The following is a 24,075-nucleotide window of genomic DNA, read 5'->3' on the forward strand; positions in this document are numbered from 1 at the left end:
CGAGATTGGCAAGGCGCTCTGGGTGTTATGCTCAGGGCTTTGCGGGATACCGCCTTTCTGTTTGGACTCCGTCCGAGTAGCGCGGTCGCGTCAGCGTCGCGTAGTGACAACGGAAACGGACAGAATGCTATCGCTTCACCGCTGAGCAGTAATGCTCAGCAGTGTTCAGCGTAAATGTATCAGCTAAAAGTTCCCAGAGGGCTGGCAAGCGCTGCTTAGCTCGCCAATGAAGGTCATTAGCCTAGTCACTGATTTTGGTCTTCAGGATCCCTACGTGGGCATTCTGAAGGGGGTGATTTGGGGGATCGCGCCCCAGGTTCAGTTTATCGACCTTAGCCACGAAATCCCGCCTCAGGACGTGGCAGCGGCCCGTTTTGCCTTGATGACGGCCTATCCCCATTTACCTTCTGAAACCATTCACCTAGCGGTGGTAGATCCAGGGGTGGGGAGCAGCCGAAGGGCGGTGGCCATCCAAACCCAAGGAGGCTATTTGGTCGGCCCTGACAATGGCCTCTTCAGCGGCGTTCTGGAGCAATCCCCACCTCTAGCTGCTGTGGAACTCAACCGACCCCGCTATTGGCGCACCCCCTCCCCCAGCCGTACCTTTCACGGGCGGGATATTTTTGCCCCCGTGGCCGCCCACCTGGCCAACGGGATCCCCTTGGCAGAGTTGGGGGATCCCTTGGATGTGGCCGAGCTGGTTCGCTGGGACTGGCCGCCACCTCAGGCAGAACCCGACGGCGGCCGCGGCGTGATCCAGTCCATCGACCGCTTCGGCAACGGCATCACCACTCTCCCTGGCAACTGGGTAGAGGGCCGCAACTGGAGGGCCTGGATCAAGGGGATCACCATCCGCTCCGCCGCCACCTTTGCCGAGGGAAGCGAGGGCGAGCTGCTTGCCCTGGTGGGCAGCTCCGGCTGGGTGGAGATCGCGCAAAACCGGGGCAACGCCAGCCGCACCTTGGATTTCAAAGTAGGGGACGAGGTGCGCGTGCAGTGGGATAGCTAGCCGAACTCCCTCCCCCCTGCCCCCTCTCGCTTGGGGAGAAGGGAGACTAGGCAGGCTGGCTTTCCACCGTTAAAGTTTCCGGCTCAGCTGCGGAAGTTGAGGTTCCTATCTGAACTTTGACCGCCCGCACGGCATCGGCCTTGGGCAGGGTGAGGGTGAGAATGCCATCCCGGTAGATGGCCGAGACTTTTTCCGGCTGAATGCTTTTGGCTAGCTTGAGGGTGCGTTGAAAAGGCTGAGGCTCCACCTCTTGGTAGCGTAATTCAGCACCTTCAGGGCCTTGAAGCTGGATCTCACCGCTGATGGAGAGCTGCTGGGCTGTGGCCTCGATGTGGAAGCGTTCCCGATTGGCCCCCGGCGCCCACAACTGGACGATGTAGGCTTCGCCGCTCTCCCAAACCTGTAATGGCGTGGGGAAGAAAGTGCGAGGGTGCTCTCCAGAGCTCTGCTGCCTCGGGAAGTCAAGGGTGCTTTGCTGCACGCGCACATCGAGGATGGGGGTGAAGTAAACCAATTGCATAGCCGCTCCTTGGGTAGTAGGGTGGACAATTCTTGAAAAACGGGTCAACAGGGGTAACAACCGGATCCCACCGTTCTACAGAACTCCCCCCACGTCGGAAAAAGCTGTATTGAGACGAGATGGGATCCAAACCCCGTTCTGCTTCAATGATCCAAGACCGCTGTTGCCAGCAGGGAGGGCAAACCGATCCAGCTAGGGGAGGATCCCATCACCTTTCTCCAAAGTTCACTTTGGACAACCTCATCTAGAGCCAGCGGGATCCCTGTCGCAACCTTTTCTCTGCCGGTTCGATCGGCTTCTGCTGAGAATGCTGCCGCCAGACAGCTTGACAGAGGCATGGGCGTTAGGGCCGCGCGGTAACAGCCTGGATTCTCTAACAGTTCAGCACAGTTTATCAAAGCTTAAAAGTCTAACTCTAGCTTCAATTGAAGTTGTTTGGTTAGTCTCTCAGTTTGGTAGCAAGTTTTGAGAGAGACCTGACAGACAAGGCAGGCCGCCTCTAAGATGGCCTTCAAACCAGGACAGCTTGAGCAGTGGGATCCCATGTACGTGTATTGCCCAGAAGAAGTTTTGGAGGCAGGAGCGCCATACAACCTTGAGGAGCTGATAGAACGGCTGGAGCAGGGGGATCGCACCCTTTTAAGCCGGTTGTTCGACGTTCGCTACCCCTACTGGAAACGCAACCTCCGGCGCAACGTTCGCTTGGTGGCTGATCTGCGCTATCTGGGAGAGGTGCCGGTTTTGGTCTTGTTTGGCCTTTGGGGGAGAGGCAGCCACGAGTACCGAGAGTTCCTGGAGCGGCGGCAGGATCCCAGCTATCAAGAGCGGGTGAGGAACTGGGTGTCTGACGATCAGCTACAGGCATGGCTGGCACAAAGGCAAGCGGAAAATGAACAAGAAGAAGCGCGGCAAAACCAGCTCCTCCCTCTGCCCAACGAACTGTACGATTGGACACAGTTTTTAAATACTCCCAACCGCCAGGAGCGGCTTGTGTTGGAAAGCGGGGAATGGGTTCGGCAAGTGCAAGCCCTTTCTCTAGAACAGCGGCGCCAAGTGTATCGGGCGGTAGAGCAATTCATCATTGGCGATGAGAAAGGGAATCTCTACTGGAAACTACCACTGTTTTATCCAGAAACTGAGGTTAGGTGCTGGCGGGAAGGCTCGATACATCTGGCTATCAGCCTGGTGCAGGTATGTGAGCAGGAAAAAGTCTTATCTCCATTTTTAATTGGAGTTTACGACCACGCTCCGGAGCAGAGAGAGCGGTTTGACCTGGGGCGCCGAACTTGCCTATTTGGGATGGGGGCCGATCAGCCGGATATTCTCCAACACCCACAATCTTTAGAGATTTGGAAGCGATATGCCCGCCGCGCCTACCCCGACTCCATGGTTGCAGATGAAAACGTCTGGCTGGAAATCCAGGAGACTACAGAGGGGAACTTAGCTTTGTCGATGGAGGAAGAAGAAATTCTCCAAAGCACCTCTATGCCTCTACTAATCAACGGGCGAGCTGGGAGCGGCAAATCTCTGATGTTGTATTACCGTTTTGCTGATTACTGCAGCCATTACCTGAAGGATTCAAGCAAAGGAAGCTTTCAGTACCGTCCTCTCTTTTTAACCTATAGCCCGAGTCTAGTACAGCAAGCCCGCAGCAAGGTAAGTACAATTTTGCGGGTCAACCATCGTTACCGAGAGAGAGGCAGTGACTTCTCAGAAGGGGAAATTGAGCGATGTCAAGCTTTCTTTAGCACCTTCCAGGACTACCTGTTAAGCTGCCTTCCACCAGAGAGACAAGAACGCTATCAACCGGAGCGATATGTCAATTTTTATCGATTCCGGAGCTGGTACCGCGGCCGCAGTGATGTAGAATTAGCTTGGCATACGATTCGTACTCTGATCAAGGGATATGGAGTAAGCGACTACTTGGATCCAGATTGCTATCGGGAATTGCCTCAAGCCGACCGCACTGTAAATGTAGAAGTCTTTGATCGAATATACGAGCAAGTTTGGCCGGGTTATCAAGAACGAACTACCTACGGAAGCTACTGGGACGATCAAGATTTGGCTAGGGATGTGTTACAGAATGGTTTTCTTAGATCAATTCACCCAGTCATTTTCTGTGATGAGGTTCAAGACTTTACCCAGCTTGAACTGAATATTCTTTTCTGCTTGTCCCCCTGGGGAAAATATAAGTTGGATTGGGCTATCGAGCGTTTACCTTATGCTTTTGCTGGGGATCCTCTGCAAACTATCAATCCTACAGGATTTCGTTGGGGTGCCCTGAGGAGGTATCTCTACGAGCATATCCGTGCTTACTTGTTGCCCGGCCATTCTCTCGAGATTCCAAGTCCCCGGGAGTTAAAAAATAATTACCGCTGTAGCCCTCAGATTACTCGTTTTAGCAACCTTATCAACTTGTGGCGGCGAGTTCTTAGCAATGATCGGGGGATTTGCCCACAGCAGCCTTGGCGTTTTCAGGAACCGGGGAGGCCAGCTCAAAAGTTTGTACTGGATGGCCAAGACAAGAACTTAACTCAACATGAGCTGAGGAGTATGCTCAGGAACAGCACGGGTACAGTTTGCATCCTGCCTTGTTCTATAGGAGAGGAGCTGGACTACGTGCGCCAAGATCCCGACCTCCAGAGGGTTTTTGCCGAAGAGCTGGAGCAAAATCTCAAGCCGGCGCTGCTGCAGACTGTTACCGCTGTCAAGGGCATGGAGTTCAAAAAGATCATTCTCTACAAGTTTGGCGACTGCTATCGACAAAACTTTAGCCGAAGGCTTAACCACTACGCTCAAGAAGCTGCAGAGAAGGTATCCCTGCAACTACATTATTTTCTCAACCAGCTATACGTTGGTATTACCCGCCCCATCGAAGCCTTAGCTGTTGTGGATACTGCAGCCGGCTGGCGGGAATTCTGGGATCCTGCCTTGGAGATTGACTTTTGGCTCAATCACTCTCATTTGCAGCCCGATCGATCCCAATGGCAAACGCATCCGCCTGTACTGGCCCGCTTCGCTCAAGGCACTGGCATCCAATACTGGACGGATAAAAACTTACAGGATGTGCTGGACTTGGCTCTTGGGTTTCTTAGGCAAGGGGTAGAGGAGGGAAATCCTGAGCTCTTGGAAGATGCGCGCGCCTTTGCTCGGCAGGCAGGCAACCAGAAATTAGAACAGGAATGCCAAGCTTGGATCCTCAAGCTGCAGAGGGATTACGTTTCTGCAGGCCGTCAGTTTTTAAGCTTGGAAAGATCCGCCCTACCCAATAGAAATCTCATCCGAGAAGCCTGGGAGTGCTTTTGGAAGGCAAAAGCTTGGTCAGAGTTGCAGCAGCATCGTTCTACTCACTTTGCCAGGTGCTCCGAGATCCCTAACTACGGTCCTCTGGTGGATTTGATGGTGGTAACCCAAAGCAGCTCTGCCAAGTCCATGGAGCGCTTTCGACAGATAGTTCGAGTGCGAGATTGGTTGAGCGTTGAGGTCAGCCCGAAGCATTCGGATCTGACTTGGAAGGTTTGTGTGGAGAAGTTTTTGGCGGAGCTGGAGGAAGTTTTCGATAACCTAGGGACTTTTTGTCCTAAGCCGGAGGATCGTGAACTTTTTTGGCAAGAGACTCTTGAGGCTTTGAGGGAGCGTTTGGCCTTTCTTGGCCAGCGGCAGCCGTTCGCAGGGCAATATCACAAGATTCTCGGCATCTGTTATTTCCAGCAACAAAAACTTGAGGAGGCAGTTGCCATTTGGGATCAAGGTGGCCAAACGGAGCATTCCCGCTACTACCGAGCCAAGATCCAATTGGAGAAGCCGCCTGGCCAGGTGAGGTGGCTATCCAAAGACCGGCAGGACGCAGCAGTGGTGAGCAAATGGCAGGAGGCGGGACGTCCCCTCGCGGGCGAGTGGGAGGAGTACATCAACGACGTCATTCTCAGCCTGGAGCGCTTGAAAGAGTGGCCGCTGCTGCTGCGAATCCTGATCCGGCGCCGCGAGTGGTGCAGGCTTTGGGAAGTGGTTCAGGCCCACCCACAGGCGTGGCAGCGCGGACATGACTACGAGTTGGTGGCCAGCATGGCTCGAGACATGGAAACCAACTGGGATGAGCTGAGGTGGAAGCTCCCTGGACTGCGGGATTTTCTGCAGGAAGTGGTAAGCAGTGTGCGCGGGGAGCACGCTTGGTGGCTGCAGCCGCTGGAGGTGGGCCTAGCCTACGAGCGACTGGGCTGCTACCGAGATGCGCTCAGGTTTTATGAGCGCTTTGCTGAAAACAGAATCGGTAGAATCCCAAGATGGCAACGCTCTCAGATTCGGCAGCGCTGGCTTTTGGTTCACAAGAAGTACAGAGATTCTCTGCAGGCGGAGGGACGACCGACCGATCTTTTGGCGGAGGAGTTTAGCCGCGCTCAAGAGCGCTGGCGTGAGCAACTGCCCCAGGCAGAGCCCGAGCTGGAGGAATGGGATCCCTGGCCACATGACTTCGTGGAGCACCCCAGCCCTGTTCAAAGTTGGCTGCTGCAGCGGGAGCAAACTGAAGCTCAGAGACTGCAAGTGGCAATCCGCGAGGAACTGAAGCGGCTCAACGAGAGGCAGCTCCAGCAAGTTCATAGCCTGATTCAGCGATTGCTCGGCCCAGGTTGAGAAGGAGTTGGAAGTAGAGCCAACTACCGCAAGATCTGCCGCAGCCGCTCCAGGGCGCGTTGGTTTTCTTCAGGGGTGCCCACCGTTAGGCGCAGCCCGCCGCCGGTACAGCGCACACAAGTTCCCAGCTCTTGCCAGGCCCGCTGCAGATCCTGGGGATCCCATCCTGCCACCCGGAAGTAGAGAAAATTGGCCTGGCTGGGCCACACCCGCACCCCCGGCAGTTCCTGCAGGGCTTGGTAGAGGGCATCTCGTTCCTGACGGATGAGGGGTAGGTCGGCCAAAAACTCCTCGGCATGTTCCAGGGCGATCTGAACGGCCCACTGGGAGATGGCCGAGAGATTGTAGGGCAGGCGGATGGAGTCCAGCACCTGGATAAGCTGCGGATGGCCGATGGCATAGCCCACCCGGTGAGCTGCCAGGCGAAAGGCTTTGGAGAAGGTGCGCAAGATAACCCAGTTGGGGTGCTCCGCCAGCTTGGGCAGGGCCGTGTGCTGGCTGAACTCAAAATAGGCCTCATCGAGGATCACCAAAATCTCGGCGGGCAACCCTTCAACCCACTCCCACTCAGCGGTGCTCAGGCCATTGCCGGTGGGCGAATTGGGATCTACCAAGCACACCACCCGCACCCGCTGCTCCGCTACGGCCTGTTGACACCGCCCCAGATCCAGAGCAAACGTCTCGGGATGGCGGGGCACCCGCACCACCGGGATCCCCAGGCTCTGGGCTAGGATGGCGTACATGGAAAAGGTGGGCTCTGCAACCAAAACGCTGCCCCGCTCGCCCACACAGGTGGCGATGAGCAGGGAGCGGATTAGCTCGTCGGAACCGTTGCCCAGGCTAATCTGGGCCGGATCTGCCCCGGCATAGGCGGCGATGGCCTGCTTGAGGCCCTGGTGATGAGCATCGGGGTAGCGGTTGCTCGGGATCCCTTTTTCCCAGAGGAGGGAGAGTTTCTGCTTGAAGCCCACCGGCCAATCCCAGGGAAACTCGTTTGCATCCAACTTGTCGGCAGCTTGGGGCGGCACGGCATCATAGGGCTTGAGGTGAAGCAAATCCGGGCGCAGATACCGCAAGGCACACATCTCCCTACCCTAACGGAGCAAGGTACCTATAATAGCAGGGCTGACCCGCTTGCCGATGTAGGCTACAGTGTTCCTAACAGGTACGGGGCTGACGGGGCTCGAACCCGCAACTTCCGCCGTGACAGGGCGGTGCTCTAACCAATTGAACTACAGCCCCAGGAGCTGCGAATACCTATTCTGAACTTAGATGAGGATGGTTGTCAATCATGGTATCTAGTCTGGCGGCCCAGGCAGCAACGCTGGTAGAGGAGGCCCCGCAGAACGGGATCCCGACAGCGGCGATGCAGCAGGTGGCGGAGGTGCTCACCCAGGTGGCCCAACACCTGGATCACCTGCAGTACACCACCTTGCGCTACCCCGATGGTGGCTGGCTGACGGTGCGGGTGGTGGAAAGCTCCGCCGGGGCGGACTCCCCCCCAGAACCCGAGCCCCCCGGCCATCTGTGGATCCCGGCCTTTGGCCACCTGGAAGATGCCCAAGCCACGCTGGCGGAACTTCGGCAGCAAGCGCCGGACTTAGAGGCCACCTCCTTTGGGGTTTTGGAGCTGCTGTTTTTGGCCCTGGGCCTTTCCCGCGCCGAAGGCATCGTCTTTTACGACCAGGCAGGGGATCGGCGGCAAGGGAAAGCCGTGGCCTGCCGACCTCTGGCGGAGCAGGTGAGCCAGGCCCTCCGCAGAGGCCTTCCTCCCATAGCCTAAGGCGGGAACGGATCTGCTCTAGCTCAAGATGGCACCCTGGCGGCGGGCGAACTCCCGCAGCTTCCTATCCATCTGTGCCCCTCGCAGATCCGCTTTGTAAAAGCTGGTGAAGCGCTTGCCCTTTTCTTCGGCTTGGCGTGGCAGGGAAGTTCTGCCGCCTGCAGACCAGAGCACCGACCCGGCTACCACCAAAGCCATCCCAGCCGCCCCCAAGGCATAAACCACATTGCGCGTGGCGAGATGGACGAGCAAAAACGCCAGGCTCCCGGCTCCCAAGAGCCCTCCCAGGCCTGCTAGGATCTCGCCCAAGGTTTTGGCCGAGCCGAGGAGCCGGCTCAAAAAGCGCAGCCAGCGGGGTTGCGGTGTGTTGAAGCGGATCCCGCGCAGATCGGCTCCCTGCAGGTTGGCCCCCGAAAAATCGGCCCCCCGCAGGTCGGCGCAGCGCAAGTCGTAACCGGCTAAGTTCTGGTTGGCAAAAGACTTGCCCCGCAGATCCGCCCCCGCCAAAGACGGGATGCGCGGCGGGGTGGCTGGCTTGATCTGCCCGCCGCCGGTGATGCGGCTGGCTTGGCCCAGTTGGGTAAAACCGGTGGTGCTCCCCCAGCCGGTGGGAACCGATCCCAGGGGCAGCATGTCTCCCGCGCCGGGCCGAGGGAGCGGCGTAGGCGAGAACCCATCTGTTCGGGCAGGGGGGGGAGAGGTTGAACGGCGTCTGGTCCAATGGTCGGAGATCAGCAACGGGCTGGAGCCGGCAGTCAAGGGAGAAGGGGGCAAGATGACCGGCGAGGAAGGCGGGCCCTCCTGCACCGGGATCCCTTGCAGAGCCCGCAACGCCTCGGTAGCCGTGGCAAAGCGCTGGCTGATAACCGGGTGCAGCATGCGGCGCAAAATGGCGTCGAACTCGGGGCTGAGCTGCAGGCGATCCGACCAATCCCATTGGCCCGTGTTGTGGTCGTAAAACTTGGCCGGCGACTCCAGGGTCATCAAGTTGAGGCAGGTGGCGGCCAGCGCGTAGAGATCGCTGGCGGGGCCTACCGCCTGGCCGGCCATCTGCTCCGGCGGAGAAAAGCCCAGGGAGCGAATGGCCGTTCCCTCCTCCGACAACGTGTGGCCTGGCCCAAGCTGCTTCACCGCCCCAAAGTCGATTAGCACCAGGCGGCCATCTTCTTTGCGGCGAATCAGGTTGGCCGGCTTGATGTCGCGGTGGACGGTGTTGTGGCTGTGGACATAGCTGAGGATGAGCAGCACCTCCTGCATCACCTGCCGAGCCTGTTCTTCGGAAAAAGGCCCGTTGCGCCGCATCTCCTGGGCAAGCGTGATCCCCTCAATAAACTCCTGCACCAAGTAGAATTTGCCGCCTTCTTGGAAGTGGGCGTAGAGCTTGGGGATTTGCGAGTGCTCCCCCAGGCGCTCCAACACCTCGGCCTCGCGGTTAAACAGTTCCTCCGCCAGCCTGGCCAGTTGGGGCGAATTTTCAGCCGGGCGCAACTGCTTGATCACCCGCCAGGGCTTGGAGGGCATGTCCTCATCGCGGGCCAAGAAGGTGGCGCCAAATCCCCCCTGCCCCAGACGCTTGAAGGCGCGATAGCGATTGCGCAGCAGCAGCGGCTGCCCGCAGAAGGCACAGGTGGAGGCAGCCGGGGGATTTTCCGGCCGCAGACAGTCCGGATTGAGGCAGTAGCAGTTGGGCATATCATTCAGGCGCTACCGGCTGACGTCTAGGTAACCGAGACGGGGCCGATGGGCGGGCAAGCAAGTTGCCAGAGATACATCTAGCCTAGACCAAGGAGAGAAAAATCTTGCGCATCCGCCTCGAACAGGCTGATCCTAGCGTTTGCCCACTTGGGCTCAATCAGAGAAATCGCTTAGATTGTGTCGCTTTGGGGAGCGACACTGGCCCCATCCGAGAGCGGGAGTTCAACTGCCCCAGAGCCAAAAAACCTAGAATTGATCAATACAGTTACCCTTTGCCTTGGCCATGTCTCCATCCTTCTCCGGTGCCGCCATCCGGCAGGCTTTTCTGGATTTCTACGCCCAGCGGGGCCATCAGGTATTGCCCAGCGCCTCCTTGGTGCCGGAGGATCCGACGGTGCTGCTGACCATCGCCGGCATGCTGCCCTTCAAGCCGATTTTCCTCGGCCATCAGGATCCACAGTACCCACGGGTCACGACTGCCCAGAAATGCGTGCGCACCAACGACATCGAGAACGTGGGACGGACGGCCCGCCACCACACGTTTTTTGAGATGCTGGGCAACTTCAGCTTTGGCGACTACTTCAAAAAAGAAGCCATCACCTGGGCCTGGGAGCTGGTGACAGAGGTGTTTGGCCTGCCGCCGGAGCGCCTGGTGGTGAGCGTCTTTCGAGAAGATGAGGAGGCCTTTGCCCTCTGGCGCGATGCGATCGGGATCCCACCCCACCGCATCCGGCGCATGGGGGAGGAGGACAACTTCTGGGCTGCCGGCCCCACCGGCCCCTGTGGCCCTTGCTCGGAGATCTACTACGACTTCAAGCCGGAGCTGGGGGATGAGCAGATCGACCTAGGGGACGACTCTCGCTTTTTGGAGATCTACAACCTGGTGTTCATGGAGCTGAACCGGGACAGCGAGGGCCGCCTCACTCCCTTGGCCAGGCAAAACATCGACACCGGCCTGGGACTGGAGCGGCTGGCTCAGGTGCTGCAGGGAGTCCCCAACAACTATGAGACCGATTTGATCTTCCCTATTGTGCAGAAGGCGGCCGAGATTGCCCGGGTGGACTACTTCCAGGCCAGCCCCGAGCAGAAAGTCTCCCTCAAGGTAATTGGGGATCACGCGCGGGCGGTGATGCATCTCATTGCCGATGGGGTGATCCCCTCCAACGTGGACCGGGGCTATGTGCTGCGGCGGCTGATCCGGCGGATGGTGCGCCACGGGCGCCTCTTGGGGATCGGCGAGCCCTTTACCCTGCCGGTGGTGGAGACGGCCATCCAGTTGGCGGAGGCCGCCTATCCGGAGGTGCGGGAGCGGGAGGCGGTGATCAAGGCCGAGCTGCAGCGGGAAGAGGAGCAGTTTCTCAAGACCCTGGAGCGGGGGGAACGGCTGCTGTTTGATCTGTTTGCCAACGTCACGGCCAGTGGCGCGCCCAAGCAGATCTCGGGTGCCGACGCCTTCAAGCTCTTCGACACCTACGGCTTCCCGTTGGAGCTGACCCAGGAAATTGCCCAGGAGCGCGGCTTTAGCGTGGATGTGCAGGGCTTCGAGCAAGAGATGGAAAAACAGCGGCAGCGGGCCCGCGCCGCCCACCAAACCCTCGACGTCACGGCCCAGGGATCCCTGGACGAGCTGGCCGAGTTTTTAATCGAGACGGAGTTTTTGGGCTACAGCCAGTCTTCTGCCCGCGGCGTGGTGGAGGCCCTGCTGGTGGAAGGGAAGTCGGTGCCCCAGGTAGAGGCCGGGCAGTCGGTGCAGGTGGTTTTGGATCGCACGCCTTTTTATGCGGAGTCCGGGGGCCAAATCGGGGATCGCGGCTACCTGGCCGGCGACGGAGTGTTGGTGCGGGTGGAGGATGTGCAGAAGCGGGGGGATCTGTTTGTCCACTTTGGCCGGGTAGAACGGGGGATCCTGCGGGTGGGGGATCCGGTGCAGGCCCAGATTGACCTGGCCTGCCGGCGGCGCGCCCAGGCCCACCACACAGCCACCCACCTGCTGCAGGCAGCCCTGAAAAAGGTTGTCGATCCCTCTATTAGCCAGGCGGGATCTCTAGTGGCTTTTGACCGGCTGCGTTTCGACTTTACCCTCTCGCGTCCCCTCACCCCCGAAGAGCTGCAGCAGGTTGAGGATCTGGTCAACACCTGGATTGCCGAGGCCCATCCTGCGCAAGTCTCCATCATGCCCCTGGCAGAGGCCAAGGTCAGGGGGGCAATAGCCATGTTCGGGGAAAAATACGGCGCCGAGGTACGGGTGGTTGACTTTCCGGGGGTGTCAATGGAGCTCTGTGGCGGCACCCACGTCAGCAACACTGCCGAGATCGGCCTGTTCAAGATCATCTCCGAGAGTGGCGTAGCGGCCGGGATCCGCCGCATCGAGGCGGTAGCTGGGCCGGCGGTGCTGGAATACCTAAACGAGCGGGATAGCGTCGTGCGGGAGCTGAGCGCCCAATTCAAGGCCAAGCCCCAGGAGATCCCGGAGCGGGTGGCGGCTTTGCAGGCGGAGCTGAAGGCCGCCCAGAGGGCGCTCGAGGAGGCGCGCAGCCAATTGGCCTTGCTGCAGGCAGAGCGGCTCCTGCCCCAGGCTGTAGCTGTTGGCAATCTGCAGATCTTGGCGGCGGAACTGGGATCCACTCCCCCCGAGGCGCTGAAAACTGCTGCCGAACATCTGCTCCACAAACTGGGAGAAGGGGCAGTGGTGCTGGGATCGGTGCCGGAAGCTGGCAAGGTCAGCCTGGTTGCGGCTTTTAGCCCGGCGGTGCAGAAACTTGGTCTCAAAGCGGGCTCCTTTATCGGCGAGATCGCCAAGCTGACAGGCGGCGGTGGCGGTGGGCGGCCCAACCTGGCCCAGGCCGGCGGCAAACAGCCAGAGAAACTGGCCCAAGCCCTGCAGGTGGCCCAGGAGCGGCTACAGGCAGAGCTGTCTTCAGGCTTGGGCAGTTAGGAGCTGCCGCCTTACCCCATAATGAAAGCCGGGGATTTTCCGCGCCAGCCATGACGCCCAACAGCTTGTCCAGTGCCATCGATCTCAGCCAAAAGCGCATCTTGCTTACCGGAGGGAGCGGCTTTTTGGGCAAACACGTCCTGCAGCAGTTGCAACTCCTGGGGGTCAAGCCGGAGCAGGTGCGGATCCCACGCTCCCGCACCCACGACCTGCGCCGCTGGGAGGTCTGCCAAGAGGTGGTGCAGGGACAAGATGTCGTCATCCATTTGGCGGCCCATGTGGGCGGCATCGGCCTCAACCAGGCCAAGCCGGCGGAGCTCTTCTACGACAACCTGATCATGGGATCCCAGCTCATCCACGCCGCCTACCTGGCGGGGGTGGAGAAGTTTGTCTGCGTGGGCACCATCTGCGCCTATCCCAAGTTCACCCCCGTCCCCTTCAAGGAAGAAGATCTCTGGAACGGCTACCCGGAGGAGACCAACGCCCCCTACGGCATCGCCAAGAAAGCCCTGCTGGTGCAACTGCAGGCCTACCGGCAGCAGTACGGCTTCAACGGCATCTACCTCCTGCCGGTAAACCTCTACGGCCCCATGGACAACTTCGATCCGGAAAGCTCCCACGTGATCCCGGCCTTGATCCGCAAGGTGCATGAAGCCCAGCAGCGGGGCCAGAACTACGTCGAGGTGTGGGGAGATGGCAGCCCCACCCGCGAGTTTTTCTACGCCGAAGATGCGGCTCGGGGAATTCTCCTGGCCACCCAGCTCTACAACAGCCCTGAGCCACTCAATTTGGGCACCGGCGAGGAGATCTCCATTCGGGATCTCATCGCCCTCATCTGCGAGCTGATGGAGTTTCGGGGCGAGATCCGCTGGCAAACCGACAGGCCCAACGGCCAGCCGCGCCGCTGCTTGGACGTCTCCAAAGCCCGCGAGAGGATAGGTTTTGTGGCCAAGGTGAGCCTGCGGGAGGGGCTGCAGCGCACCATCGAGTGGTACCGCCGCCACGCCCCGGCAAACTAGGCAACAACCTGGCTCTCCAGGCGGCCATCCTCCATGTGCAACACCCGGTCGGCAATGTCGAGGATGCGGTTGTCGTGGGTCACCATGAGGATGGTGCAGCCCTGCTCTCGCGCCAACTTCTCCATCAGGGTCACCACCTCGCGGCCCGACTTGCTGTCCAGGGCTGCGGTCGGCTCGTCGGCCAGCACCAACTTGGGGTGGCTGACCAGGGCCCGCGCGATGGCTACCCGCTGCTTCTGCCCTCCCGAAAGCTGCTCCGGGTAGTAGTGGACGCGATCCCCCAAACCCACCGCCGCCAGCATCGCTTCTGCCTGCTGCTGCACCTGTTGAGGAGAAAGGCCGTTGTGCAGCTCCAGGGCCATGCGCACATTTTGGGCCGCCGTCAGGGAGCGCAGCAGGTTGTGGGCCTGGAAGATGTACCCCACCTGGCGGCGGATCTGGATGAGGGTGTTGGGCTTAGCGCCCCGCAGCTCCTGCCCCAACACCCGCAGGCTGCCCTCTTGCACCGAGCGCAAAGCTCCCAGGAGCGTGAGCAGCGTGGTCTTGCCGGAGCCAGAGGGGCCGGTCAACAACACGATCTCCCCCGGCTGCAAAACGAAGTTGATGTCAAAAAGCACTTGCTTGCGCAGGGATCCCTCGCCAAAGTAGTGGTTCACCCCTTCGGCTTTGACCACCGGCTCAACGGCATGTTGGGTGGAAGCGAGGGCAGCTTGATCGAGAAGGGAAGGCAGCATAGGGAGCTCAAAATCTCAAACAACTTGGGTTGACAATTCAATTCAGTAACCGCTTGGGCCATCATCGGAACCGCCGCGATTGAACCATCCAGAAGCCTATTGAAGGGATCCCAGAAGTCTTTGGGCAGTTGATCAAGCTATTCAACAATCCATCTGCCTCCTCCATTCTTGCCAAAACTTAGAAAATGTCGGCGGGATCGGCTGCCCGCAGCCGCCGCACGGCAATGGCCCCCGAGATAAAGCACATGCTCACTGCCAGCAGCAGCACCAACACCGCCCGGTTGAAGGTCATGGCGATCGGCAGCAACGTAGCATTGGCCGTCAAATCGTAGAGCAAAACTGCCAGGGCAAAAGCTGGAATATACCCCAAGCCGGCCAGCAAAATAGCTTCTTGAAACACCACCCCCAACAGGTAAGTATCCGTGTAGCCCATGGCCTTGAGGGTGGCATATTCCGCCAGGTGATCGGATACATCGGTGTAGAGGATCTGATAGACAATCACAATGCCGACGATGAAGCCCATGGCCACCCCCAGGCCGAAAATAAAGCCGATGGCCGTGCCCTCCTCCCAGTAGCTTTGCTCCATATCGATAAACTCTGCCCGCGACAGCACCCGCACATCTTCCGGCAGCAAGGCCCGCATCTGCTGCACCAACGGCTGGGGATCCACTCCCGGCTGCAGCTGCACTACGCCGATATCCACCAGGCCGCGCTCCCGCTGGGGAAAGATGCGCAGGAAGTTGAGGTCGCTGGTGAGGATGGTGCCATCGGCGCCAAAGGTGGCCCCCATCTTGAACAGGCCCCCCACCTGGACGCGGCGGTTGCCTACTTCAGTAAAAACTTCTCGACCGGCCTCAAACCACTCCGGGATGGGGCCAAACTCGCTGCGGGAGCGGCGGTCGAAGAGCACCACGTCTGCTTTCTTGATCTCCTCCAACTTGTCGGGGGTCAGCTCCGGCAACTCCAGCAGGTCGGCAGAGGGATCCACCCCCACCACAAAGATGCTGCGGGTGCGGCGGGTCTGGGGGTTTTTCCAGAGGGCAAAGCCCACATAGACGGGCGAGATGGCCCGTACCCCCTCAAAGCCCAACGCCTGGTAGAGCCGCCGCTGGGAAAAGGTGTTCATGGCAATGAGGGCGTTGGACTGGGGGCTGACCAGGAAGATCTCCCCTTTGAGGGCGACGTGGAAGCGGATGGCGCTTTCCAAGAGGCTGTCCTGGAAGCCCAACTGCATGAACATGAGAATGCAGGCAAAGGCAATGCCCGCCAGGGCCACCAGCAGGCGGATCTTCTCCCGCGTCAACTGCAGCCAGGCCAAGGGGATGCGCCGCCCGATAAACGCTACGCTGAACAGGCCGGACATTCCCCCCTCCTACCCCTCGACCTCGATGGCCACATCCACCTGCAGGTTGGTCAGGCCGGCCACGCGGGCGCTGCTTTCCGGATCCAGGCGGATGTACACCTCCACCACGCGGGCATCCACATCGGCGGCGGGGTCGGTGTTGAGCACGTCTTTTTTGCCGATCTGCAGGCCCACCCGCTCCACCCGGCCCTGCAGCGTTTCTGGCAGCGCGCGGTTGCTGATGGTGGCCCGTTGTCCGGGCCGCACCCGCAGGATGTCGGTTTCGTAGACCTCCGCCACCACCATCATCTGGTCGGTGTTGCCCAGCTCGAGGATCCCTGTGTCGGCAGCGATAACTTCCCCAGGCCGCGTGCGGATCTTGAGCACCTGGCCGGCCCGGGGGGCGCGGATGAGGGTGCGCTCCAGACGGGCCTCCGCCAGCTCCAGGTTGCGGGCCAGGGATCCCAGTTGCACTTGCGCTTGCGCCCGCCTCAGCCCCGCTTCAGCAGCTTGCACCTGGGCTTGGGCGTTGCGCAGATCCCGCTCGCGGGCCAGGCGCAGTTGATCCAGAGTGGCCTCGGCAGCCCGCAAGTCCTCCTGCCGTTGCCGCACCAGCAGAGCTTTCTGGTCTAGCTCCTGCTGGGAGATAGCCCCCTCCTGCCACAGGGCCTGGAAGCGAGCCAGGTTGGCCTCGGCATCGGCCAGCTCCGCCCGAAGGCGCTCCACCACCGCTTCCTGGGATCGGATCTGCATCTGTTGCGGTTCGTCTAGGCGGCTGAGGCGGGTGCGCGCCTCTTCCACTTGAGCTTGGCCAAAGCGGGTCTCGGCCTCCAGCCGGGCGCGGGCTTCTTGGAGTTGGGCAGCAGCATACTCCCGCTCGGCCAGGCGCTCTCGATAGCTTTCCAGACGGGCCAACACTTGCCCCGCCCTCACCCGCTCCCCTTCGGCCACTAGCAGCTCTCCCAGTCGCTCTCCCGGAGGGCCGGCCACCCGCACCACCTCTCCTTCCGGCTCCAGGCGACCCAGGGCGCCAACGCGGGGAGGTAGCCGCGTCTCCTCCGTTGCATTCTCTGATACGGATTGGGTGGCCGCCTGCTGGCTCAGGCCCAGCCAGGCCAGCCCAGTTCCGGCCAGCAATCCAGCTCCCGCAATAGACCAGAGTAGCCGCTGATTCATCGTTCCCTACTCGTTGAGTTTTGCGGTTGAGGTCGGTCGTTACAGTTGCCATTCTTTAATAAATGTAAAGTTTATGGGGCAAGGATGTCCAGGTTTTTCTCATGTGTTTATTTTTCGGGTATTCGTTTTTCTCCGGCTTGTCTTCGGTTGTCGACCTTCGTCGGCTACCTAACCCAAGGGATTCCTGATATGATCTGCCGTGTCCGGGGCCTTTCTGCAGGTGCCGATTTCTAGGTGTGGTGCGAGGAGTGAGGTGGAGTTGCGATGGTGGAAACAGTTGGGGGGAAAGATGCCGTTGCGCCGGCGCCAGCTCGTTCTCCATCTCCGCCTGCGAAAAATTTGGATCCGTTGAACCCGCTACTTCCGGCTTATCATTTTGTCGGGATCGGCGGGGTGGGGATGTCGGCTCTGGCTTACATTTTGGCCAAGCAGGGGTTTCGGGTTTCAGGGTCGGATATTGCCGCCAATGGCCGCACCCGTCGCCTGGAAGCCTTGGGGGTGCGCTTTATTCAGGGGCACACTCTGGAGGGTTTGGCCGGGGATCCCCAGGTGGTCTACTCCAGCGCCATTCGCCCCACCAACCCGGAATTAGCGGCGGCGCTGGACAAGGGACTAAAGGTTTGGCATCGAGCCGATTTGCTGGCTGCCCTGTTTAACCATCGTCCCAGCATTGGGGTGGCGGGCACCCACGGCAAGACCACTACTAGCAGCATGATTGGCTACATGTTACTGGCGGCGGGCTGGGATCCCACCTTGATCATCGGCGGGGAGATGGACGCCTGGGATGGCAATGCCCGTCTAGGCCAGGGGGAATACCTGGTAGCCGAGGTGGACGAGTCGGATGGATCCCTGGTGCGGCTCTATCCCCAAATTGGCGTGATCACCAACATTGAGCTAGACCACCCGGATCACTACGCCAATCTGGAGCAGGTGATCCGGGCCTTTCAGCAGTATGGGCAGCAGAGCCAAACCCTGGTGGCCTGTCTGGACTGCCCCAACGTGGCCACCCACCTCAAGGTGGACATCGGCTACAGCCTGGCCGGCCATCCCCAAGCCCAGTACCAGGCCCGTCAGATCCTCTACACTGCCGATTGCACCTCTGCCGAGATCTGGGAAAGGGGATCCCTCCTCGGCCAGCTCCGCCTGCAGGTGCTGGGATCCCACAACCTCAGCAATGCTCTGGCCGCGGTTGCCGTGGGGCGGCAGCTGGGCTTGGAGTTCCCCGTGATTGCCTCTGCTCTGGCCCAGTTTCCGGGAGTGCGGCGCCGCTTTGAGCACAGGGGCGAGGTGGGTGGGGTCACCTTTATCGACGACTATGCCCATCATCCCAGCGAGATTCGGGCTACGCTGCGGGCGGCACGGCTGCAGCAGCGGCGGGTGGTGGCGGTGTTCCAGCCCCATCGCCACAGCCGCTTGGCCAAGTTGTTCCAGGACTTTGCTTGCTGCTTTGCGGATGCGCAGGTGGTGGTGATCGTGCCCACTTATGGGGCGGGAGAAGCAGCGCCTGAGGGCTCCGACAGCTTGCGGCTGGCCGTGTCGGTGGCGGAGCACCATCCCCATGTACGTTATGTGTCTTCTTTGCCGCAATTGCCGCAGGTGTTGCCGTCTATCTTGCAACCTGGAGATCTGGCAATTTTTTTGGGCGCAGGCGATCTCAATCAACAGATAGCCGCTACGATGCGGGCCTATGCGGCTCGGCTGGGGGAGCAGCCTCTGGCAAACTTTGAAGGGAAATTGCCGGGGCAAGCGGAGGATGGGATCAGGGAGATGGGGGCTTCTGAGGTATTGGCATCATGACTACAGCTCCCTGCGTGCCCAATGCCTCAAGCGTTGCCCGACTCTCTGGACGGATTCAAGCGGGGATCCCCTTGGCCCCTCTGACCAGCTTTCGGGTGGGCGGCAAGGCGGAGTGGTATTGCGAGCCGCACAACAATCTGGAGCTGCAGCAATGTTTGGCCTGGGCGCGGGCGCAAGGGATCCCGGTTACACTGTTGGGGGCGGGCAGCAACCTGCTCATCAGCGATGCCGGCCTGCCGGGGCTGGTGATCCACACCCGGCGTTTGCGCGGGATGCAACTGTTGGAGGGGGGGAGGATCTGGGCCGCTGCCGGAGAACCTTTGGTTAACCTGGCGCGGGCAGCCGCCAAGCGGGGCTGGAGTGGCTTGGAGTGGGCCATCGGGATCCCGGGCACGCTGGGGGGAGCGGTGGTGATGAATGCCGGCGCCCACGGGCGCGCCATGTCGGACGTGTTGGTGGAAGTGCAGATTTTGGATGAAGAGCAGGAGCCCTGCCGCTTAGAACCGGTCGATCTGCAATTTGGCTACCGCCGCTCGCGGCTACAGGACTCTCCTTGGACGGTGACGGGGGCAACGCTGCAGTTACTCCCAGGCCGGGATCCGGCTCAGGTGCAGCGACAAACCCAGCGCCACCTCAACCAGCGCCTGAGCTCTCAGCCCTATCATCTGCCCAGTTGTGGCAGCGTCTTTCGCAACCCCGAAACCTATCCTGCCGGCTGGCTAATTGAGCAGGTGGGGTTGAAGGGGTACCGCATCGGTGGGGCCCAAATTTCAGAGCGCCATGCCAACTTCATCCTCAATTGCCATCAGGCGAGTGCCAAGGACATTTACCGCTTGATTCGCTTGGCCCAGGAAAAGGTCTATCAACAATGGTCGGTGCTTTTGGAGCCGGAAGTGCGCATTCTGGGATCCTTTGAGGATTAGAGGAGCATTGGGCAGGCAATTTGGACTGTTTTCTTTTGGTGATTTTGATGATTCTGCTCTTAAACTGTTCTTACCGCCTTTTGTAGATGTTCGCCTATCGGCTTATGAGTCAAGATGTAGCCACTTTACGTCGTTTAATTCGACGGCTCAATCAGTCCCACACCACTGCGGAAGAACGCCGCTATTTGGTGGAGATCGGCAGCCTGGCTGCTTTGCTCACCCCAGAAGAGGCTGCCGCTTTGGCCCAAGATCCCAAGCAACTCACCGCCGAGCAGCACTATCGCATTTGGGACTGGGTGCATCGCTGGGAACGGGAGCACCGCCACGAAGATCTGGACTGGGATCCCTCTCTAGACCGACACAACGACTAAATCAGTCGCGGTGATTATCGTTACCCAGAACGTGTCTAAAACATTTCTTTCATCTCTTCTAAAGCCATGAGTGACTCCGGGAGAACTTGCCCTCCATCAACGACGAGAGTTTGGCCTGTAATGTAAGCAGCCTCTTCAGAAGCAAAAAAGAGTGCTGCGTTAGCAACATCCTCAACACTACCTAGACGTTTCATAGGAATCGAGGCTGCCATCTTAGCCAAATAGTCAGCCCCTAAGCTGTCCAATCCTTCTGTGTGGATGTTGCCTGGCATCACAGCATTGATAGTGATGTTCCAGGGAGCAAGCTCAATGGCGGCGGTGCGAATAAACCCTAACTGTCCGGCTTTAGAGGCTCCATAATGACTCCACCCCGGATACCCAGTGATGGGCCCAGTGATTGAAGAAGTTACGATGATTCGTCCCCACTGCTGCTGCTTCATCGCTGGCAAGACTGCAGAAATACTCAGAAACATTCCCTTGAGGTTAGTGCTGAGAACGAGATCAAAGTCTTCTGAGGTCATGACATCCAGTTTAGCTACTGGGAAGATTCCTGCATTAGCACACAGTATGTCAATGTGTCCATACCGCTTAAGTGCTGTAGATGCAAAAGCATGGCAGGACTCAGGATTTGTAACATCTGCCGCAAAGGCCGATACGTTTGAACCCAATACTGAGGCCAAGGCTTCCGCTTGCTCCAGATGTCGAGAAACAACTAACACATTAGCTCCTACTTCGGCAAAACGCTTGACCAAACCACGTCCAATGCCGCGACTTCCCCCTGTGACAATTACTGTGCGTCCAGCTAGAGACCTAAACATTTTTTCTCCTCAAGTCGAAGTTAGGAACAGACAAAGTAATAGCAACTACTACTTCTAGCTAGGTTGGCATAAGTCAAACTTGGCCTGTCTGTCGTGTCAACAGGTTTTAGAGCAAAGCCCTACACACATCCTCCAAAGCTTCTGCAAATAGCTCTGCTTCTGGAGATTGAAGACAGAGAGGCGGACGGATCTTCAGGATGTGCCCAAGACTTCCAGTAGCTCCTATCAAAATCTGCTTCTCCTCGCATAGGGCATTAATGATACGCGTTGCTCGTCTTACATCTGGCCTACCGTCTTTGGGATCAACTATATCTATTCCCAGATAAAGGCCTGCACCCCTCACTCCTCCTATGACTGGGTAATGAGTTGATAGGTCTTGTATCCATGAACGCAGTTTAGTCCCTAGCCAAGAAGCATTTTCTACAAGGCCCTCTTCCTCAATCACTTCCAAGACAGCTAGACCTGCTGCTGCCGCAACAGGATTGCCTGCAAAAGTATTGAAGTAGCCAAAATGTTCGCTGAAAGCCCGGAGATACTCAGGGCGAGTAACAATCCCTGCCATAGGAAAGCCGTTTCCCATGGCCTTGCCCAGAGTCACCAGATCGGGAACTACACCATGGCGTTCAAAGCCCCACATCGTCCCTGTGCGGCCAAACCCAGGTTGCACTTCATCAGCAATCCACAATCCACCTGCTTCATGGACGACATCCACAGCCGCCTGCAGAAATCCTGGCGGATCTACATAAACACCATCGCTCGAAAAGATTGTGTCCACTAAAAGCCCTGCAAAGGGAATTCCTGCTTGTTGGAGATCCTGGATCTCAGCAGCCACTGCTTCCGCGAAGCCTTTCCCAACATCCGAGCCATAGTAGAGAGGATCTGGAGGAGGCACCGTACGAACGTAACGTGGCAGTGAGCCCTGGCGGTAAGAAGCTGGCGAAACTTCTGTAACTGCCGCTGTATTCCCATGGTAAGCATTGCTGGATACAATAAAACCTTCTCCCTTTGTGAAGTAACGAACAATTCGCAACGCCAAATCATTACTCTCACTGCCCGTACATGTTAAAACCAGATTTGATAGTTCAGGAGGAAATAAAGATAGCAGCTTCTCCGCGTAGTCATTGAGAATTCTATAAAGGTAACGAGTGTTAATGTTTAGCCTTTGGATCTGATCGCATACTGCCTTAGTAACTCGAGGATGACAGTGACCAACCGAAGGTACGTTATTGTAGAAATCCAGATAGCGAGTACCGTCAGCAGCAAGAATTGAGCAACCTCTGGCACTGACAATATGCAGAGGACGCTGGTAGAAGAGGACTGAGAGGGATCCAAATATCTGCTCTCGTCTTCGCAGGAGCTCGGCTAAATTATCTTCAAAAGTGGAAAGATCTGCGGATTCTAAAGCAAACGCATTCAGAGCGAGTATTTCCTTTTTGTCTTTCATAGTCATTGCCATTGCATCTATTCAAGCATAGCACTGAAGAAACCTTTCTGCTAATTCTAGCGTTCCAGAAGTATAGGACTCCCCTAGCTCCCGAGCCGTCGGGGTTTCAGAATGGGAAGCAATCCAGGCAGTTAGAAGAATTCGACGCAGCATGACAAAGACGGGTATTTGAGCAACTTGAACGTCTGTCAGAGGGAGTTCGGTTCTATATCCCTCTACCCAGGCCGCTTGTAAATCTGGAAGATAAGGCTTATGTTCGATAAACGAAGCTGCTGCAGCAAAGTCATAGAGAAACCAGCTAAATCCACAATCGTCAAAATCTATGACATAAATTCCATCATCATTTACCAGTAGATTAGTAAGTCGAAGGTCAGCATGGATGAGTCCAAAGTTTTCTGGATGACTCAGAGGCTCCAGCAACTTGCGTAAGACTTCAACAGTTCGTTCTAACAGATTCGTTCCCTCATGCGTGAGACCTGGTGCTGCTCGGTAATCACCCCAAATCTTTACTGACCCAAGTGTCATCTCAAAATCCCAGGTTTTACGTTTGAATGAGGGGGGTAAACACCAGGCCCGAGCGTGCTTGTGAAGTCTAGCAGTAATCACACCTAGGTTGTAAAAGTGTGTAACCAAATCTGCGCCTTCGGAGGGTGAATCTCCATCGACAAATTCAAAAGCAACCACGTAAAGGATCACATTTTCTTGTTTAATCTCTCCAACTAGCTTCCCATCCCTCAAGGGAATAATACCTGGAGTTTTTACTCTTGTATCTTTCCTGATTGCCTCAATCCAAAGCAACTCTGACTCTATTTCCTGAAGGTTATGATAACCAGGACGATATACACGGAATACCAAATCCTGATCAAGTCCTGTGTTCCTCGCTAGAAAAGTAGCGTTCTCTGATATATTGAGCAGATCTATCTCCGCTGCGGGATTCACACCCCAAGATGGTAACAATTGATAGAGCCCTTCTTTGATTTGTCGAATAAATTCGTCGGTATACATTGATTACCTCACTTTGTAGCATCCTGCCGGGAAAGCTGATGAAGTTGAAGGCGACGAATCAAGACAGAGAGTAAGCCGCTCATAAGGAAGATAGTTGCTGCACCCAGAGTCGATATAGTTCCCAGAACTGGCACCATTGGTGTATATCCTGCCACCATTTTACTGTAGAGCCACTCTGGAATCGTAGAGTCGGCTCCAGATGTATACAGTGACAGCGGGAAGTTGCCCCAAGAAAGTAGAAAAGAAAAGAGAGCTCCTGATTGAATACCTGGCCAGAGTAGAGGTAGTGTAATCTCTCTAAAAACCTGCAAGTTGGAACAACCTAGATCGTAAGCTGCTTCCTCTAGACTAGCATCAAACCCGTAGACCTGAATGGCCATAACTAGTGTTGCAACTGGAGCTATCCAGACCAAGTGAGCAAAGATTGCTGTACGCCAAGAGGTTTCAATTCCAAAAGTGTTAAAGAACATTAGTAATGCAAGTCCAAGCACAGGTTGTGGAAAAAAAATAGGCAGAACAAGTACTTTCTGAAAAAGCTTACGCCCTCGCCAATTGAACCTAGCAAAGGCCAGAGAGCCGCAGAAAGCAATCCCTACGGAAAGAAGTGTAACAGAAAAAGCAATTAGAAGGGAGTTAGTAATTATTGTGTGAATTTCCAGCGATTCAAGCGTTTGTTTCCACCACCGAGTAGAAAATGAGCGAATAGGAAAAGTAAAATAGCGGGCTCTAGAAAAGCTAGCTAGAACAGTACAGAATAATGGCAAGTAAATGGTCAGGAGAGCAAATCCTGTCCATACCCATGTGAGGATTTCAGATTTCCACCGACCAGGAAGTTTCATAAAAGTCTCAAAGTGCTCTAGATCTCTAGCTTC

Annotated in this window: 18 protein-coding genes, 1 tRNA gene and 1 pseudogene; 9 read left to right on the forward strand and 11 right to left on the reverse strand. The window is 57.6% G+C overall.

Features of this window, described 5'->3' with window-relative positions; genetic code table 11:
- Together SYN60AY4M2_RS14555 and SYN60AY4M2_RS12595 are read left to right on the forward strand one after the other, a co-directional pair.
- Positions 1–174, forward strand: a pseudogene (locus SYN60AY4M2_RS14555) (RNA-guided endonuclease TnpB family protein); the annotation flags it as partial.
- 52 nt (positions 175–226) lie between these two features.
- Entirely contained in the window at positions 227–1,009 is a 783-nt protein-coding gene (locus tag SYN60AY4M2_RS12595; RefSeq protein ID WP_099813065.1) for an SAM-dependent chlorinase/fluorinase, read from the forward strand.
- A 46-nt stretch (positions 1,010–1,055) separates the two neighbouring features.
- On the opposite strand, the gene SYN60AY4M2_RS12600 is transcribed toward SYN60AY4M2_RS12595, so the two are convergent.
- Positions 1,056–1,529 (reverse strand): Hsp20/alpha crystallin family protein, encoded by a 474-nt coding sequence (locus SYN60AY4M2_RS12600; RefSeq protein WP_011430710.1) that lies wholly within the window; start codon positions 1,527–1,529, stop codon positions 1,056–1,058.
- Positions 1,530–4,082: 2,553 nt separating this feature from the next.
- Between SYN60AY4M2_RS12600 and SYN60AY4M2_RS14560 the strand changes: the two genes are divergently transcribed.
- On the forward strand, positions 4,083–6,161 hold the full coding sequence (locus SYN60AY4M2_RS14560; protein ID WP_240527851.1) for a hypothetical protein: 2,079 nt from the start codon (positions 4,083–4,085) through the stop codon (positions 6,159–6,161).
- 23 nt (positions 6,162–6,184) lie between these two features.
- Here the strand turns inward: SYN60AY4M2_RS14560 and SYN60AY4M2_RS12610 are convergent, their stop codons facing one another.
- Positions 6,185–7,246, reverse strand: a complete 1,062-nt coding sequence (locus SYN60AY4M2_RS12610) for a histidinol-phosphate transaminase (RefSeq protein WP_011430707.1) — start codon at positions 7,244–7,246, stop codon at positions 6,185–6,187.
- 83 nt (positions 7,247–7,329) lie between these two features.
- Positions 7,330–7,403 (reverse strand) — tRNA-Asp (locus SYN60AY4M2_RS12615).
- A 49-nt stretch (positions 7,404–7,452) separates the two neighbouring features.
- Between SYN60AY4M2_RS12615 and SYN60AY4M2_RS12620 the strand changes: the two genes are divergently transcribed.
- Entirely contained in the window at positions 7,453–7,944 is a 492-nt protein-coding gene (locus SYN60AY4M2_RS12620; protein WP_011430706.1) for a hypothetical protein, read from the forward strand.
- An 18-nt stretch (positions 7,945–7,962) separates the two neighbouring features.
- On the opposite strand, the gene SYN60AY4M2_RS12625 is transcribed toward SYN60AY4M2_RS12620, so the two are convergent.
- Positions 7,963–9,636: a protein kinase gene (locus SYN60AY4M2_RS12625; RefSeq protein ID WP_011430705.1), complete on the reverse strand. Its 1,674-nt coding sequence runs from the start codon at positions 9,634–9,636 to the stop codon at positions 7,963–7,965.
- A gap of 286 nt (positions 9,637–9,922) precedes the next feature.
- On the opposite strand from SYN60AY4M2_RS12625, the gene alaS reads away from it, so the two are divergent.
- Both alaS and SYN60AY4M2_RS12635 read left to right on the forward strand, forming a co-directional pair.
- Positions 9,923–12,574 (forward strand): alanine--tRNA ligase, encoded by a 2,652-nt coding sequence (gene alaS, locus SYN60AY4M2_RS12630; protein WP_099813066.1) that lies wholly within the window; start codon positions 9,923–9,925, stop codon positions 12,572–12,574.
- Positions 12,575–12,624: 50 nt separating this feature from the next.
- Positions 12,625–13,593, forward strand: coding sequence for a GDP-L-fucose synthase (locus tag SYN60AY4M2_RS12635; RefSeq protein ID WP_041438425.1), 969 nt, complete (start codon positions 12,625–12,627; stop codon positions 13,591–13,593).
- On the opposite strand, the gene SYN60AY4M2_RS12640 is transcribed toward SYN60AY4M2_RS12635, so the two are convergent.
- The 3 genes from SYN60AY4M2_RS12640 to SYN60AY4M2_RS12650 all read right to left on the reverse strand — a co-directional run bounded on the left by SYN60AY4M2_RS12640 (position 13,590) and on the right by SYN60AY4M2_RS12650 (position 16,845).
- A complete protein-coding gene (locus SYN60AY4M2_RS12640; RefSeq protein WP_011430702.1) occupies positions 13,590–14,327 on the reverse strand; it encodes a DevA family ABC transporter ATP-binding protein in 738 nt (245 codons plus the stop codon). The two genes, SYN60AY4M2_RS12635 and SYN60AY4M2_RS12640, sit on opposite strands and share 4 nt — an antisense overlap.
- A 178-nt stretch (positions 14,328–14,505) precedes the next feature.
- Positions 14,506–15,690, reverse strand: a complete 1,185-nt coding sequence (gene devC, locus SYN60AY4M2_RS12645) for an ABC transporter permease DevC (RefSeq protein ID WP_011430701.1) — start codon at positions 15,688–15,690, stop codon at positions 14,506–14,508.
- A gap of 9 nt (positions 15,691–15,699) precedes the next feature.
- Positions 15,700–16,845: an ABC exporter membrane fusion protein gene (locus SYN60AY4M2_RS12650; protein WP_011430700.1), complete on the reverse strand. Its 1,146-nt coding sequence runs from the start codon at positions 16,843–16,845 to the stop codon at positions 15,700–15,702.
- Positions 16,846–17,109: 264 nt separating this feature from the next.
- On the opposite strand from SYN60AY4M2_RS12650, the gene murC reads away from it, so the two are divergent.
- The 3 genes from murC to SYN60AY4M2_RS12665 all read left to right on the forward strand — a co-directional run bounded on the left by murC (position 17,110) and on the right by SYN60AY4M2_RS12665 (position 19,936).
- Complete coding sequence (gene murC, locus SYN60AY4M2_RS12655; RefSeq protein ID WP_099813067.1) at positions 17,110–18,642, forward strand: UDP-N-acetylmuramate--L-alanine ligase; 1,533 nt, start codon at positions 17,110–17,112, stop codon at positions 18,640–18,642.
- Positions 18,639–19,565 carry a UDP-N-acetylmuramate dehydrogenase gene (gene murB, locus SYN60AY4M2_RS12660; RefSeq protein WP_099813068.1) on the forward strand — a complete coding sequence of 309 codons (927 nt, stop codon included), beginning with the start codon at positions 18,639–18,641 and terminating at the stop codon, positions 19,563–19,565. Before murC ends, murB begins: the two co-directional genes overlap by 4 nt.
- A 104-nt stretch (positions 19,566–19,669) precedes the next feature.
- Positions 19,670–19,936 carry a hypothetical protein gene (locus SYN60AY4M2_RS12665; protein WP_041436475.1) on the forward strand — a complete coding sequence of 89 codons (267 nt, stop codon included), beginning with the start codon at positions 19,670–19,672 and terminating at the stop codon, positions 19,934–19,936.
- Between the two features lie 35 nt (positions 19,937–19,971).
- Here SYN60AY4M2_RS12665 and fabG read toward each other — a convergent pair whose 3' ends face one another.
- From fabG to SYN60AY4M2_RS12680, 4 genes are all read right to left on the reverse strand, one after another.
- Entirely contained in the window at positions 19,972–20,754 is a 783-nt protein-coding gene (gene fabG, locus SYN60AY4M2_RS12670) for a 3-oxoacyl-ACP reductase FabG (protein WP_099813070.1), read from the reverse strand.
- Positions 20,755–20,860: 106 nt separating this feature from the next.
- Entirely contained in the window at positions 20,861–22,198 is a 1,338-nt protein-coding gene (locus SYN60AY4M2_RS14260) for an aspartate aminotransferase family protein (protein WP_099816187.1), read from the reverse strand.
- Between the two features lie 21 nt (positions 22,199–22,219).
- Complete coding sequence (locus SYN60AY4M2_RS14265) at positions 22,220–23,203, reverse strand: phosphotransferase (RefSeq protein ID WP_099816147.1); 984 nt, start codon at positions 23,201–23,203, stop codon at positions 22,220–22,222.
- 8 nt (positions 23,204–23,211) lie between these two features.
- Positions 23,212–24,042: an ABC transporter permease gene (locus tag SYN60AY4M2_RS12680; RefSeq protein WP_099813071.1), complete on the reverse strand. Its 831-nt coding sequence runs from the start codon at positions 24,040–24,042 to the stop codon at positions 23,212–23,214.
- Between the last annotated feature and the right edge of the window lie 33 nt (positions 24,043–24,075).

The organism is Synechococcus sp. 60AY4M2 (assembly GCF_002760375.1).
Lineage (GTDB): Bacteria > Cyanobacteriota > Cyanobacteriia > Thermostichales > Thermostichaceae > Thermostichus.